This is a genomic window from Streptomyces sp. NBC_00631 (assembly GCF_045206895.1).
Taxonomy (GTDB): Bacteria; Actinomycetota; Actinomycetes; order Streptomycetales; family Streptomycetaceae; genus Streptomyces.
The window spans coordinates 381,752-395,742 of sequence record NZ_CP107734.1; the positions used below are offsets into that span (position 1 = coordinate 381,752).

Below are 13,991 nucleotides of genomic sequence, written 5' to 3' on the forward strand. Positions count from 1 at the left end.
CCTTCCGGGTCCGTTCATCCGGTCGGGGCAGTGCCGCTGTCCTCGGCCGAGCTGAGCAGGCGGCTGCTGGGCGCGAGCGGCCTGGGCGACTGGCAACCTCCCGCGGCGGCGGCCGGGGGGGCCATGACGGGGACTGTCGGAAGATCGAGACACAGTCCCTGCGCGACATCACCCTTCCGTTCCGTCCGTCGCGCATACACGACCAGTGGCTGACGCCGAAACGGAATCGGGGTTGTGGCTCTCCAGTTCCTGGCGGAGCCGGGCGAGCGCCCGGTGCAGGGTGCTCTTGACCGTTCCGGCCGACATGCCCAGAGCGGTGGCCGTCTCATCTGTGGTCATCTGCTCCAAGTGCCGCAGCACGACGACGCTGCGCTGCTTGGGAGCGAGCACGTTCAGGATGTCCAGCAGCAGGGCACGGTCGGCGTGCTGCTCCGTGGAGTCGTCGATACTCGTGTCTGGCAGATGCTCGGAGGGAAGCTCCCGCAGTTTCTTGGCCCGCCACCACTCGGTGCGCGTGTTGATCATGACGCGCCGCAGGTAGGCGTCAGCGACCCGTTTGTCGGCGATGCGCTCCCACTGGCGGTACGTGCGTAAGAGCGCGGTCTGCAGGAGGTCCTGGGCGTCGAGCGGGTCGTCGACCAAGCGCCGAGCGCTGCGCAGCAGGCCGACCTGCCGGGCACGGACGTAGTCTTCGAATTCCAGCACCGCATCAGGGTGCTTGCTCGGATTCACGTGGCACGGTCCCTTCATATATGTGCGGAGGCCCGCCGTGTGGGCGTGCGCCCCTCGGGCGAGACGGGGCGGGTCAACCGGTGACCGCCCGCCCGGCGGAGTCGTTGCTCACCGCCTGCACGAAGTCCGGACGCGAGTCGCCTTCCGTACCTCATCCAGCAGCGGTCCATGGTCTGAAGCACTGGCAGGTCCCCTCGCGCCTGCCAGTTCCCCAGGCCAGGACAACGCTGATCAGTGGAGAGTGAAGTTCTGGGCGTAGGAGCAGTTGGAGCTCCCTGCGCCCGACCTGAGTGACCGGCAGGTAGATCGCGACGACTGCGGTCGCTGCAGCGTGGCACCCGTCAGGATCCACAGCCACAGCGGCCACGCCGCCCTTGCCGAAGCCCGTGCTCAGCATCACCCCTTCCAAGGCGCCGTCACTTCCCCCGTCCGAGGGCGAAGGAGGTGACGGCCACGGCGACTCGGACGGTGCCTGCCTGGCCTAGTACGGGTTGTACATCTCGGACGAGGTCCTGCATTTCACGCCGTCATTGCAGATCTCCACCTTCATGCCGAGCAGAGGGTCACCGCCCGCGAACGTGCTGTTCCACGGCTGGCCGGTCCCACCGTGGCAGCCCCGGTGGTTGACGTGCCAGGGCCCGTGCCAGGTGTACCGTCCGTGGCTGGCGCTGTACTGATCGGCCAAGATCCGTACCTTGGCGGGGTGAGCGTCGCAGTGGTTGTCTGCCACCGACATGCTCACGCTGGCGGAGTAGTGGCTCTTGAAGGTGACGGTTGCGCTGCCGCAGGCTCCGGTGAAACAGACGTCCCGCCGCTGCGTCGCGGCCTGAGCGGAGACTGACGGCTGATCCGCATGGGCCGGTACGGTGCCGGCCAGCCCGGCGCTCAGCGCTACGGCTGCGGTCGCGAGTACGAGCCGCTTGTGCACGTTCATGATCGATCCCTTCCTGCTGTCGACGGCGGCACGAGCCATGGGTGGCTGTCCGTGCCGTCTGACCTCGACTTTTCCGGCTGGGGAATTGAATGGGCAGGCGGTTCCGCCAGCCTGATCAATGGCTGTGCCGCAGGGCGTGGACATCACCTGCGGGATGCTGACCAAAGAACGTCCCTGTGGTTTGCCCCTCCACCGCAGGCAGGTCTAGCTTCGCGAGCCTCAATGCCGCGTCCACGGGGGAAGCGGAACGGGCAGAGGAGTCGTCGATGGCGGGACGCCCTGAGAGTCCGCTCGATCCGAGTGCTGGACCGGTAGCACGGCTCGCAGCCGGGCTGCGTAAACTCCGTACGGAGGCGGGGAGTCCGACCTACCGGGTGATGGCGCAGCGCACCGGCCAAGGGGCAAGCACCCTGTCGCAGGCGGCTGGAGGAGAGCGGCTGCCGACCCTGCCTGTGGTGCTGGCATACGTGCGAGCCTGCGGTGGCGATGCCGAGGAGTGGGAAGAGCGGTGGCGTGAGGCAGTCGAGGAAGAAGCCGCAGAGCCTCGTGGTCCGGACGAAGGTACGGAGCCTCCCTACCGAGGGTTGGCCCGCTTCGAGCCCGGCGACGCCGATCTGTTCTTCGGCCGCGACCAGCTCACCGACCGCCTGGTCGAACTGACCCGCGCCCGCCGGTTCACCGCGGTGTTCGGCCCCTCGGGCAGCGGCAAGTCCTCTCTGCTGCGCGCCGGCCTCATTCCGCGCCTAGGCAGCCCGGAGGCTTCCGGTCCGAGGCCGGCCGCCGTGCGCGTCCTCACTCCTGGTGAGCATCCCGTGAACGCCCACGAACCGCGGCTGGTACCCAAGGACGGCGATGGTGAGACGTGGTTGATCGTCGACCAGTTCGAGGAGCTCTACACGCTCTGCACCGACCCGTCCGAACGCAACCAGTTCATCGACCGGCTCCTGGCCGCCACCGATACCGCAAGTCGCCTGCGCGTTGTCATCGCCGTGCGGGCCGATTTCCTCGGCCGCTGCGCCGAACACTCCGCTCTGACCGCTGCGTTACAGGACTCGACCGTGCTGGCCGGTCCCATGAGCCGCGACGAGTTGCGCGAAGCCATCACCAAACCCGCCCAGGCCGCCGGGATGATCGTGGAACGGGTCCTGACTGCGCACATCCTCGACGAGGTCGAGGGCGAACCCGGCGCCCTGCCGCTGATGTCCCATGCCCTGCTGGAGACCTGGCGCCGCCGCAAAGGTCGCGCCCTCACCCAGGGGGCGTACGAGGCGGCCGGCGGTCTCAACGCCGCCATCGCTCGCACCGCCGAAGACGTTCACGCTCGTCTGACCCCCTCGCAGGCCGACCTGGCCCGCCGTATCCTGCTGCGCCTCATCACCCCGGGCGACGGAGCACCCGACACTCGACGGCCCACCCCACGCACCGAACTCGACTTCGGTGACCCCGACGACACGGCCAAGGTCCTCGAACACCTCGCCCGCGCCCGTCTGCTCACCCTTGAGCACGACACCGTCGACCTGGCCCACGAAGCTCTGATCGCCGCATGGCCCCGGCTACAGGCGTGGATCAATGAAGCACGCGACCGCCTGCGCCTTCACCGTCAGCTCACCGAAGCTGCACGGACATGGGAGGATCTCAACCGCGACCCGGGCGCGCTGTATCGCGGCGCCCGGCTCACCGCAGCCGAAGAGGCCTTTCGCCAGACAGGCATCGACAGCGACCTCACTTCCCTAGAGCGTGACTTCCTCACCTGCAGCGCCACAGCGCGCCGTCATGAAGAAGAAGCAGCCGGCCGCACCACCCGGCGCCTGCGCCAGTTCACCGTGACCTTGTCGATCCTGCTCGTGCTGTCCCTCACAGCAGGGCTGATTGCCTGGCAGCAGTACCGGACCAGCGAGCAGCGGCGGCAGCAGGCGCTCACCGCACAACGGATCGCACTCTCACGCCAGCTCGCTACAGAGTCGGACGCTTTCATCGGGGCCAACCCTGACCTGGCGTCCCTCCTGGCGGTCCAGGCGTACCAAACCAGTCCGACAAGGGAAGCCACCGCCAGTCTCTTCGCCGCCGCCGCTCTCCCACTCCGACACCGTCTGGCCGGGCACACCGGCGGAGTGGAGTCGGTGGCCTTCAGCCCCGACGGCCGCTCTCTCGCCAGCGGCAGCGACGACCAGACAATCCGCCTTTGGGATACGGCAACTGGCAGACTGCGCACTACCCTGGCCGGGACGGCCATCGTGGAGTCGGTGGCGTTCAGCCCCAGCGGCCGCACTCTCGCCAGCGGCGGCGCTGACGGAAAAGTCCGTCTGTGGGACGCGGCAACCGGCAAACTACGCACCACCCTGACCGGAGACGCGGACACCGTCGTGAATTCGGTGGCGTTCAGCCCAGACGGCCACACCCTCGCCAGCGGCAGCGACGACGGGAAAATCCTGCTGCGGAACACTGCAACGGGCACACTGCGCACCATCTTGACCGGGCACATCGGTGGGGTGAATTCGGTGGCGTTCAGCCCCAACGGCCGCACCCTCGCCAGCGGCTGCGACGACGGGGCCGGGCTGTGGGACACGGCTGCCGGTAAGTTGCGCACAACCACTGCAGATCAAGCCGTTCTGTCGGTGGCGTTCAGTCCGGACGGCCGCACCGTCGTCAGCGGCAGCGACGACGGGGTCCGTCTGCGGGACGCGGCAACCGGCAGACTACGCACCACCCTGACCGGAGGCACGGCCGCCGTGGAGTCGGTGGCGTTCAGCCCGGACGGCCGCACCCTTGCCGGCGGCAGCGACGACGGGAAAATCCGAATGTGGGACGCGGCAACCGGGAAACTACGCACCACACTGACCGGACACACGGACCTCGTGCAGTCAGTGGTGTTCAGCCCTGACGGCCGCACCGTCGCCAGCGGCAGTGCCGACGACACAATCCGGCTGTGGGATCCTGCAACCGGCGGGGTGCCCATCACTTTGACCGGGCACACCAACGGCGTGGAATCAGTGGCGTTCAGCCCGGACGGGCGCACCCTCGCCAGCGGCGGGGCCGACGAAAAGATCCGGCTGTGGGATGTCGAAACCGACAGACTACGCACCACACTGGCCGGGAACACGGCCATCGTGGGGTCAGTGGCGTTCAGCCCCAACGGCCGCACCCTCGCCAGCAGCAGCGACAACGGCGTCCAACTGTGGGAAAGGGCGACTGGCCGACTGCGCAACGCCGTTGGCGGTGACATAGTCGTGGATTCGGTCGCTTTCAGCCCCGACGGCCGCACCCTTGCGACCAGCGGCGACACGATCCGGCTTTGGGACGCGGCAACCGGCAAACTGCGCACCACTCTGACCGCACACGGGGACATCGTGAATCCGGTGGCGTTCAGCCCGGACGGCCACACCCTCGTCAGCGGCAGCGACGACGGGACAATCCTGCTGTGGGACGCTGTAACCGGCAAACTACGCACCACGTTGACCGGAGATACCGCCATCGTGGGGTCGGTGGCGTTCAGCCCAGATGGCCGCACCCTCGCCAGCAGTGAGAACGACGTTATCCGGCTGTGGGACGCTGCAACCGGCAAACCACGCACCGCTTTGACCGGAGATACGGCCAGCGTGGAGTCGATGACGTTCAGCCCGGACGGCCACACCCTAGCCAGCGGCAGCGACGACGGGAAAATCCGGCTATGGGACACTGCAACCGGTGGCCTGCGCACCGCCTTGGTCGAGAACGGCGGTGGGGTGAATTCGGTGGCGTTCAGCCCCGATGGCCGAACCCTGGCCAGCGGCAACAGCGACGGGAAAATCCGGCTTTGGGACGTCCCTCTTTCGGATCCTCGCTCCGCCATGAGGAAGATCCATCAAGCCGTCCACAGAACCCTAACTCAGAGTGAGCAATCAAAATACCTGGCGGATGAGTCCTAGGACGGCAGGTGCGATTCCCGGCCAACCACGGACGCGGCGGACGATACGGAGACGCCAGCACTGCGCCGAATGACCTACCTGTTCCCTCGCCTGGCTTCGTTCACTTCAAGCAGCAGCGTTCGTCCATCAGTCTGGGTGGCGATGGGCGGCCTGCGGGGCCGTGTACGAGAAATGGTTCCAGCTCAGGTTCTGTGCCAGATCCCAATTCAAGGCGAGAAAACCAGGCGTGGATGGTCCAGGTTGATGGGGCTCTTTGAAATTAAACCACCCCCTGCTGGCCAGCCTCAGACCGCGTTTGAGATCTGCCGTGGCCCGTTGGAGGTGTGGTCGTTGAGCATGCCGTGAGCGGTGCTGGGGGTGGGTATCCGTCGGACTTGACGGACGAGCAGTGGGCGTTGGTGGAGTCGTTGCTGCCGCCCGCGAGGGTGGGGCCCAAGGGCGGGCGGAGGGAGAAGCATCCGCGGCGGCGGATCGTGGACGCGATTTTCTATGTCGTGCGGACCGGTTGTGCTTGGCGGCAACTGCCGAAGGACTTCGCGCCGTGGCCGACGGTCTACTGGTACTTCACCTGGTGGCACGACGACGGCACGGTCCAGCGCATCCACGATGCCCTGCGCGGCCAGATCCGCGAAGCCGATGGCCGCAACGCTGAGCCGAGCGCGGGCCTGATCGATTCGCAGTCTGTGCGTACTGCCGACACCGTTCCCGCCGTCACCAGGGGATTCGACGCGGGCAAGAAGGTCAAGGGCCGCAAGCGGTTCATCGTCACCGACACTCTCGGCCTACTACTGGCCGTGCACGTCGTCGCGGCCAGTGTCCAGGACCGCGACGGCGCCCGCCGACCGCTGTTGTGGACCCGCCTCGACCATCCAGGTGTCAAGAAGATCTGGGCGGACCAGGGCTTCGCCGGCCGACTGGTCGACTGGACCACCACCGTGCTCGGCCGCGATCTGGAGATCGTCCGTAAAGACCCCGACCAGCAGGGGTTCCAAGTCCAGTCGAAGCGGTGGGCGGTAGAACGCACCTTCTCGTGGATCACCGCCCACCGACGACTGGCCCGCGATTACGAGACCAGTCCCGCCCGCTCCGAGACGATGATCCGCTGGGCGATGATCGGCATCATGGTTCGCCGCCTGACCAGAGTGGCGCCGGTATCCCGGGCACGTCGACGCCCGTTGACCCGAACTTCGGCCTGATATCTAGGCGCGGGACAACATCACTCCAGCTCACCTTCGTCTCCGATGAGCGACGTCACCATCGCTTCGAGGTGCTCGTCGCTGACCTGCGGAACAGTCCAGTTGTTGCTGCGCGCGTGATCGATGAACGCCGGGTTGAGTTCCACGTGGTAGCGCTCCACGTAGTGGGCCAGGTCGGAGTACCACAGCCAATGTCCGTCTGTGAGCAGGTGCAGCCCTCTGATGAACGCCCCAGTCTCGCTCAGCACGTCAGGCACAGCTGAAGGCGTGGCGACCAAGGCCGTACCGGCGCGCAGGTACCGAACCAGATCGCCTTCATACCCCGGCGCGGCCATGCGCGCTGCAGCTCGGATCGACGGCCCGTCCGGACTGCCGTACTCCAGCTCCCTGAAGCCGCCGAGGAAGGGGAACTTGTCGAAGATCACCTGGCCGAGCCTAGAGCACCCTCCGAGAGGCCACCGAACCAGATGTCCTGTGACATCGAACTTTGAGCGCGGGACATCGAAGTTTGAGTGACCAGGTCGGCCGACCAGGCTCCGGCCTCCGATCGGTGTCAGTGGAGGGCGGCAGACTGCGCGCATGGATGCTTCTCTCGACACCGATCGCTGTGACCGTGCTGGGGTGGTGTGGGTCCGGTCGATGGGCGGCCCCTTGATCGTCGTTCCGGAGTCCTCTGTGACCGCCTGGGGTGGGTGCACGGAGGACGGTTCTGTCCTCGGTGATGCCGATGGCCGTGATGACTACGACCGCGCCTGCGAGGTGGAGGACTGGGCCGGTGTGATCGCCGTAGGCGCGGGCGCCGTCACTGCGCTTGTCCTGGCCGATGAACCTGCAAAGACGTGCTTCCTGCCAGAGAAGCTGCTGTTCGTGCGGTGGCTGGCTGCGGACTCCGAGGCCGAGTTGTTCGCGGCAGCCGAGGCGGTCCTGGCCGATCCGGACACCGCTTGGGAGGACGGCGGCCTGTGGGTCACCGATGGCCCGGCGGTGTTGATGGATTCGGCTGAAGCGGGCGCCGATCTGGGAGTGGAGTATCCCGACGGGGGCCAGCCGGACCAGGCTCCAGTGCAGCTCCCGGCGGGTCGGTGGAGGGTGCGTGCGGTCCATCAGACCGGCGAGTTCCCGTGGGTGGGTGTGGCGCAGCTCGTTGCCGAGGACGGCCACCACTGACCTTCGATGGCACGGGACACCAGATGTCCTGTGCCACCGAACCTTGAGTGTGTGCCAACCAAGTTTGAGTGGCCCGGGTCGCTCACTCGTGATGTGGTCTGCGTCGAAGGTCGGAGGGTTGGCCTGGTCGACGTAACGCGTGTTCAGGGGCTCGCCAGCCAGTCGGTGTACCAGGTGCGAAAACCGGGGCTCACTGGTACGAAGCCACCCCAGTCCGGATCGATCTGCCAGACCTGGCCGGCTCGGGGGCCGTTCAGGACCAGCCGCGTGAAGATGCCGCAGCCCTGTTCGGCCAACATGAGTGTGCCCTGGGTCAGTGCATCGGCCGGTGTGCGGATCCGGCCTGGCAGAGGTGCGGTGAGAGGGAACAGCTCAGCGAGTCGGCCCGGCAGTCGGTCTTCCCGCCACTCGGCGTCTACGGCCCACTCCTCGTCGGCCTCCGGGCGGGCGACGGTCAACGGCATCAACCCATGGCTGGGGCCTGCGGGGCCGTTGCCCACTTCAGCGACGAAGGACCGGTACTCCAACGGCAGATCGATGCCGTGGGATTCCTCGAACGCCCGGATCTCTGCCTCCGGCAGCCGAGGTGCCAACTCGTACCGGTGCGTGTCCGCCCCGAAACGCGCCAGCCCCGGATCCCGTGCTGCCATCTCCCGGATCCGTGCGCGTACGCCGTCCCCGTCCCAGCTCTCCATCCAGCGACCGTAACAAGGGCGTCTGCACCCTGGTCCGCCGAGCCCTCAAGCTACGCGGCTGCCAGGTGCGGTCTCGGCGGCCGCGTCTCCAGCCAGGGCCCTCGAACTTCGATGACACAGACTCGCATCCATCAAGGTTCGGTGGCACGGGACACCAGATCTCAAACGCGGTCTCAAAGAGCGTTTTGTCCCGGCGAGGTTGTTTGGTGGCGCTTCGAAGGGCGAGTGGGTCTGCGACTGCTGAGGCGAGAGTGGTCGATGCGGCCTGTGCGACAGGAGACGCCATATGTCTGACCGTTTGAGTCGAGTTGCTCCTGTCTGATCCCGAAGCGCCCCCGGTTGACGCTGTTTGCGCCCTGGGGATGCGTCGTGCCCGACGGTACTACCGAAACATGACGCGACAGCGCCCGTATCCCAGCGACCTGTCCGACGCCCGCTGGGAGTTGATCGGCCCCACCCTCACCGCCTGGCGGGCCGAGCGCAGAGGCAAGGGCCTGGACATCGGCCGCCCACCCGAGCACGACCTGCGCCGCATCATGGACGCCATCCTGTACGTCGACCGCACCGGCATCCCCTGGCGGTATCTGCCGCACGATTTCGCACCCTGGGAAACCGTCTACGGCTACTACGCCGCCTGGCAGAAGGAAGGTGTCTTCGACCGGCTCAACGGCCTGCTTCGGCGCCTGGCGCGCGAAGCCGAAGGCCGGGATGCCGAGCCGAGCGCATGCGTCCTGGACGCGCAGAGCATCAAGACCTCCGCCAACGTGCCAGCGGCCGGCCAGGGCATCGACGCAGGCAAGAAAATCGCAGGTCGCAAGCGCCATATCGGCGTCGACACCCTCGGCCTGCTACTGGCCGTCTGGGTGACCGCAGCGAGTGTCTCCGACAACACCGGCGGCATCCACCTGCTCACCCAGATCTCCGCCACAGCCCCTCGCGTGACCAAGGCGTGGGCCGACACCGGCTACCGTACGAAAGTCATCGACCACGGCGCCCGCCTCGGAATCGACGTCGAAATCGTCCAACGCGACCCCGGCGTCAAAGGGTTCAAGGTGATCCCCCGGCGCTGGGTGGTCGAGCGGACCTTCGGCTGGCTCATGCACCACCGCCGGCTCACGCGCGACTACGAGACCCACCCCCACCGGTCCGAAGCCATAATCCACATCGCGATGATCGACCTCATAAGCCGACGACTCACCAGCGAATCCACTCCGAACTGGCGCGACACCTGAACCTCGAACCAAACAACCTCGCCGGGACAAAACGCTCTTTCAGCGCCTGTTCGAACTGGGGGCGCGCCCGGACCCGGGTGCCGATCTTCTCGCTGAATACCTTGTTCGAGGTGTGGGGTGGCCGCGGGCCGGACAGAGGTCGGGGTGACGCCGCCCACCCGGCCGCCCCATGCGGGGTTCCCCGTGGGCGGCGGGTGGGTGCGCGGTAGCCGACTGGGCGTCAGGAGGTGACGTCCACTAGGACTTTGCCGACCGCGCGGCTCTCGACCGCTCGGTGCGCGTCGGCGGTGCGGTCGAGGGGAAAGCGGATCAGCGGCAGGCCGTGCTCCTCGCCGACCGGCAGCGCGTCGTCGCGCACTGCGGCGGCGACGTCCTGGACGGCCGCGGCGCGTGCCTCCGGACCGGCCGTGTAGAGCACCAGGAACTGCAAGCGTGTGTTCAGCACCATGTTCTGCAGCACGTTCAGTTCGACTGGCTTGCCACCATCGTTGGCGTAGGTCGAGATCGTGCCGCGCGTCCGCAGCACGGCCAGGTCCAGTGCGAGGTTCGCGCCCAGCGCCACCTCGGCGACGATGTCGACGCCGTCCGGGGCGATCTTGCGGATCTCGGCGGCCGGGTCGCCCTCGCGATAGTTGATGACGTGGTGGGCCCCGGCGGCGGTGGCCAGCCGGGCTTTCTCCGGGCTGCTGATCGTGCCGATCACGGTGGCGCCGGCCCATCGGGCGAGCTGGATCACCGCATGCCCGACCGCTCCGGCCGCGCCCGCGGCGAGCACCACCCTCCCGTCGAGTACCCCGGGCCGCAGCCGGCGCGGGCCGTCCTCGGCGACGGTGAGCGCGCGGTGCGCGGTGAGCGCGGGGACGCCGAGTGAGGCGCCGACGTCGAAGCCGGCCTCGTCGGGCAGCTGCACGGCCTGTTCGGCGGGCACGACGGTGAACTCGGCGGCGGTGCCGGTTGGCCGCCCGGCGGCGGCCATGAACAGCCAGACCCGTTGACCGACCCGGCTCTGGTCGACACCCTCACCGACAGCGTCGACCGTGCCGGCGCCGTCGAGGTGCGGGGTGACCTCCGAGAAGTGCTTGGGGTGGCCGACGCCGGAGCGTGCCTGCCAGTCGGTCGGGTTGACCCCGGACACGGCGACCCGGACGCGAACCTCGCCGGGGCCGGGCGCTGGCAGGTCACGGTCGACGAACTGCAGAACGTCGGGGGCGCCGTTGTCGCGGTAGATGATGGCCTTCATGATCCGTCCTTGGAGCCTGGTAGAGCGGGGGTTCCCGGCGTGGCCTGGCGGTGCGTCAGGGTGTCCGGCGTGTGGTGTGGTCGCGAGCCGGGTCGCGTTGGTTCCGGTCAGCCGATAGGGACGTCGTTGGAGCGGGACTCGATGGCATCGAGGGTGGCGAGGGTCGCGGCGTCGAGGGTGATCTCGCTGACCGCGATGTTGGCCTCCAAGTGGGCGGCGTTGGCGGTGCCGGGGATGAGCAGCACGTTCGGGGCGTGGTGCAGCAGCCAGGCGAGGCCGACCTGGGAGGGCGTGGCGCCCAGGGACTCGGCCACGGCGTGCACCGCTGGCTCGTCGGTCGCTTTGGGCAGGCCGGGGAAGGCCCCGCCGAGCGGGAAGAACGGCACCCAGGCGATGCCGGCGGCCGCGCACAGCTGCAGCATGTCCTCGTCGTCGCGGGAGACGAGACTGTACGCGTTCTGCACGCAGACGATGCCGGCCGGCAGGGCGTGGCGCAGGCCGTCGAGGGTGACGCTACTCAGGCCGATCGCACCGATCTTGCCCTCGTCGCGCAGGGCGGTCATCACCGCGAGCTGGTCGTCGAGGTCGACGACCTGATCGCCCTCAGGACGCAGCCCGGGGCCGGTGTCCAGGCGGCGGAGGTTGACGACCGCGAGCCGGTCGACGCCGAGGCTGCGCAGGTTGTCCTCGACGCTGGCGCGCAGCTGCTCGGGCCGCTGCGCCAGACGCAACGGCACGCGCCCGCCCGGGTTGGGGTCAGCGCCGACCTTCGTGACCACCAGGACGTTGTCCTCGGGGCGCAGTGCCTCGCGGATCACGGCGTTGGCGAAACCGAAGCCATAGAACTCGGCGGTGTCCACGTGGTCGACGCCCAACTCGACCGCGCGGCGCAGCAGCGCGACGGCCTCGCCGCGGCGGTCGTGCAGCCGCTCAAGCTGCAACGCGCCGTAGCCGACGCGTAAGACGGTGCGGCCGGCCAACGAGGCGGTCGCTGTGGTCATGACGCTGTCTCCTCGGTCGGTGATTGCAAGGCGGTGTACAGCAGTTCGGCCTGATAGAGCGCCATCACCCGGTGGGCGATCGGGGTGGCGCGCTTCCGTGCCTCGGTCGGCTCGTGGTGCTCGACCTTGACGAGCCACGCCGAGATGCAGTCGTGCAGCATCCCGCGCATCCGGTCGGTCATGTCGACGACGATGGCGCGGATGGCCGGGTTGGTGGTCGCCTCGCCCCAGGTCTGCACGCCGACCCGGGCCTCTGCGGGGTCGATCGCTGCGATCAGGCGGGCGAGCAGTTCGTCGGGGTCGGGCGGGGTATCGCTCGCAGCGTGCTCTCCCAGGACCTTGGCGCGCTCGGCGAGCACCTCGCGGGCGGCGGCCTGAACCAGGTCAGCCTTGTTGCGGTAGTGGGCGTAGATCGAGCCGGCCGAGAGGCCGGACTCGGCGATGATGTCGGCGATCGAGGTCCGCTCCAGGCCGTTGCGGCCGAAGCAGCGTACGGCGGCCTCGGCGATCTGGGCGCGCCGGAGTTCCTTGCGCGCGTCGGTGAGCCGTGGCATCACACCTCCCACAAAAAGAATTTGCGTTCTGCTTGTGGAGGCACACTAACAGAATCCCCGTTCCTTTTGGGTGGGGTGAGTCGCGTACGAACAGGCCCGGTCGTGACCACCGGGCCTGTTCCCTATGGGTTTGCCGGACGGACGGCAACCGGTCGGTGCGCGTGGGCTCGGCCGTCGCGCTCTCCGGATCCGGTTGCGCGGCGGCGGCGATCGACTCCGCCCCTTGCCTGCCCATCGGCGTTGACTCAGTACGGCCCGCGCCTGCGCATCCCGCCCACCGGCTGAGCCTCGCTCGCACACGACGGTCCGGCCATATGGTGCTCCCGGGTCACGTCGGGGAAGGAGGCGATCTCGGGGTGCTGCTCGCCGTGCCAGTCGCCGACGCATCTGTTGCAGAGCGTCACAGATCACCGGTTCTGACACAGCTTCTGAGCTTGTCCTTTAACCTCCGTCCCGACTCTGACGCTCCCCCTTAATGGGGTGATCATGACGGACTGATCCGACACACTGGTTCGATGCGGCACGATGATGAAGAGCCTTTGTCCGGCGGCAACGTCAGCGATGGTGTCGTTCGCGTCGGGGACACCGTTCGCCGTCCGGCCGGACCATGGACGCCCGCTGTGCATGCCCTGCTTGCCCACCTGCATGAGGTGGGATTCGGCGCGGCGCCTCGCCCACTCGGCATTGACGATCAGGGGCGTGAGGTCCTGACCTTCATGCCGGGAGATGTGGTCTGGCCCGACCGGTTCTCGCTGATGGAACCCGCTCGGCAACTGGCCCGCGTTGCACGGCTGATCCGGGACTTCCACGACGCTGTGCAGGACTTCACCCCGCCGTCCGATGCGCAGTGGCAGACGCTGATCCCCGCTGAGGGCAGTGACATCATCGCCCACAACGACCTGGCCCCCTGGAACCTCGTGGTCGCAGGCGAGACGCGGTGGGCCTTCATCGACTGGGACACTGCAGGTCCCGGCTCGCGCCTGTGGGATGTCGCATACGCCATTCACGGGTTCATCCCGCTGTCCGCGCATCCGGACTGGCACAGCCCGGACGCGGCGGACCGACTGCGAGTCTTCGCCGACGCCTACGGTCTCGCTGAGTCCGAGCGTCGTCGGTTGGTCCCTGTGCTGGGGCGCCGTACGCGTTCCATGCACGACTTCCTGCGCGACCAGGCAGCCCAAGGTGCCCAACCCTGGGCAAGGCTGTGGGCTGAAGGCCATGGCGACGCCTGGCGAAAGGACGCCGAATACATCGAGCAACGCGAAGACCAGTGGATGCAGGCTCTGCTCTCCGGCTGAGGCATCAGTGCCCGTGCCTGGCTCCCGGCGTCGAACG

The 13,991-nt window shown here is 67.9% G+C and carries 12 protein-coding genes; 5 read left to right on the top strand and 7 right to left on the bottom strand.

What is annotated here, in order from left to right:
* Positions 1–168: 168 nt before the first annotated feature.
* Both OHB00_RS02065 and OHB00_RS02070 read right to left on the bottom strand, forming a co-directional pair.
* A complete protein-coding gene (locus OHB00_RS02065) occupies positions 169–732 on the bottom strand; it encodes a SigE family RNA polymerase sigma factor (protein WP_406430585.1) in 564 nt (187 codons plus the stop codon).
* A 481-nt stretch (positions 733–1,213) separates the two neighbouring features.
* Entirely contained in the window at positions 1,214–1,666 is a 453-nt protein-coding gene (locus OHB00_RS02070) for a hypothetical protein (protein WP_406430587.1), read from the bottom strand.
* Positions 1,667–2,043: 377 nt separating this feature from the next.
* Between OHB00_RS02070 and OHB00_RS02075 the strand changes: the two genes are divergently transcribed.
* Positions 2,044–5,571 (top strand): hypothetical protein, encoded by a 3,528-nt coding sequence (locus OHB00_RS02075; protein WP_406430589.1) that lies wholly within the window; start codon positions 2,044–2,046, stop codon positions 5,569–5,571.
* Between the two features lie 341 nt (positions 5,572–5,912).
* A complete protein-coding gene (locus tag OHB00_RS02080; RefSeq protein WP_406430591.1) occupies positions 5,913–6,767 on the top strand; it encodes an IS5 family transposase in 855 nt (284 codons plus the stop codon).
* A 20-nt stretch (positions 6,768–6,787) separates the two neighbouring features.
* On the opposite strand, the gene OHB00_RS02085 is transcribed toward OHB00_RS02080, so the two are convergent.
* The gene (locus OHB00_RS02085) at positions 6,788–7,192 is read right to left on the bottom strand and encodes a hypothetical protein (protein ID WP_406430593.1); all 405 of its coding nucleotides are present in this window, start codon (positions 7,190–7,192) and stop codon (positions 6,788–6,790) included.
* Positions 7,193–7,346: 154 nt separating this feature from the next.
* Here OHB00_RS02085 and OHB00_RS02090 point away from each other — a divergent pair, with 154 nt between their 5' ends.
* Positions 7,347–7,934: an Imm21 family immunity protein gene (locus OHB00_RS02090; RefSeq protein WP_406430595.1), complete on the top strand. Its 588-nt coding sequence runs from the start codon at positions 7,347–7,349 to the stop codon at positions 7,932–7,934.
* Between the two features lie 143 nt (positions 7,935–8,077).
* Here the strand turns inward: OHB00_RS02090 and OHB00_RS02095 are convergent, their stop codons facing one another.
* Positions 8,078–8,629 carry an SMI1/KNR4 family protein gene (locus OHB00_RS02095; RefSeq protein ID WP_406430597.1) on the bottom strand — a complete coding sequence of 184 codons (552 nt, stop codon included), beginning with the start codon at positions 8,627–8,629 and terminating at the stop codon, positions 8,078–8,080.
* Positions 8,630–9,021: 392 nt separating this feature from the next.
* On the opposite strand from OHB00_RS02095, the gene OHB00_RS02100 reads away from it, so the two are divergent.
* Positions 9,022–9,861 carry an IS5 family transposase gene (locus OHB00_RS02100; protein WP_406430599.1) on the top strand — a complete coding sequence of 280 codons (840 nt, stop codon included), beginning with the start codon at positions 9,022–9,024 and terminating at the stop codon, positions 9,859–9,861.
* A gap of 220 nt (positions 9,862–10,081) precedes the next feature.
* Here OHB00_RS02100 and OHB00_RS02105 read toward each other — a convergent pair whose 3' ends face one another.
* The 3 genes from OHB00_RS02105 to OHB00_RS02115 all read right to left on the bottom strand — a co-directional run bounded on the left by OHB00_RS02105 (position 10,082) and on the right by OHB00_RS02115 (position 12,656).
* Positions 10,082–11,101, bottom strand: coding sequence for an NADPH:quinone reductase (locus OHB00_RS02105; RefSeq protein ID WP_406430600.1), 1,020 nt, complete (start codon positions 11,099–11,101; stop codon positions 10,082–10,084).
* Positions 11,102–11,208: 107 nt separating this feature from the next.
* Positions 11,209–12,102 carry an aldo/keto reductase gene (locus OHB00_RS02110; protein WP_406430602.1) on the bottom strand — a complete coding sequence of 298 codons (894 nt, stop codon included), beginning with the start codon at positions 12,100–12,102 and terminating at the stop codon, positions 11,209–11,211.
* Positions 12,099–12,656, bottom strand: a complete 558-nt coding sequence (locus tag OHB00_RS02115; protein ID WP_406430604.1) for a TetR/AcrR family transcriptional regulator — start codon at positions 12,654–12,656, stop codon at positions 12,099–12,101. The genes OHB00_RS02110 and OHB00_RS02115 overlap by 4 nt, the downstream gene beginning before the upstream one ends.
* A 515-nt stretch (positions 12,657–13,171) precedes the next feature.
* On the opposite strand from OHB00_RS02115, the gene OHB00_RS02120 reads away from it, so the two are divergent.
* Positions 13,172–13,954 (top strand): phosphotransferase enzyme family protein, encoded by a 783-nt coding sequence (locus OHB00_RS02120; RefSeq protein ID WP_406430606.1) that lies wholly within the window; start codon positions 13,172–13,174, stop codon positions 13,952–13,954.
* Positions 13,955–13,991 lie beyond the last annotated feature (37 nt).